The organism is Pseudomonas sp. 43(2021) (assembly GCF_017490805.1).
Lineage (GTDB): Bacteria > Pseudomonadota > Gammaproteobacteria > Pseudomonadales > Pseudomonadaceae > Aquipseudomonas.
Genome location: NZ_JAFGYJ010000181.1, coordinates 1 through 589 on the forward strand (window position 1 = coordinate 1; position 589 = coordinate 589).

Annotated in this window: 1 protein-coding gene; it reads left to right on the top strand. The window is 55.9% G+C overall.

The window, feature by feature from the left end; translation table 11 throughout:
* Positions 1–106: 106 nt before the first annotated feature.
* Positions 107–589 (top strand): transporter substrate-binding domain-containing protein (locus J5M71_RS26635; protein WP_207838466.1); only part of this gene is annotated, 483 nt, incomplete at its 3' end.

The window sequence follows — 589 nt, forward strand, 5'->3', positions numbered from 1 at the left end:
GTTCGGCACTCTGGTTCGGAAATTGCTACTTTCTATAGGTCGTAAGCGTTGCAGTAACAATAATTCTGCGCCACAAGCGCTCATATTGGTTCTTAGGGATTGAATAATGAAAAAAGCATTGCTGACCCTTTCTGCACTGGCGTTGTGCATGGCCGCCGGCTCCGCGCTGGCCAAGGAATACAAAGAGCTGCGCTTTGGCGTTGACCCTTCGTACGCACCGTTCGAGTCGAAAGCGGCCGATGGCAGCCTGGTCGGGTTCGATATCGATCTGGGCAACGCGATCTGCGCCGAACTGAAGGTCAAGTGCAAATGGGTTGAAAGCGATTTCGACGGCATGATTCCGGGCCTCAAGGCCAACAAATTCGATGGCGTGATCTCGTCGATGACCGTGACTCCGGCGCGCGAGAAGGTCATCGACTTCTCCAGCGAACTGTTTTCCGGCCCGACCGCTTACGTGTTCAAGAAAGGCTCCGGCCTGAGCGCAGACGTCGCGTCGCTGAAGGGCAAGACCGTTGGCTATGAGCAAGGCACCATTCAGGAAGCCTACGCCAAAGCCGTGCTGGACAAGGCCGGTGTGAAAACCCAGGCC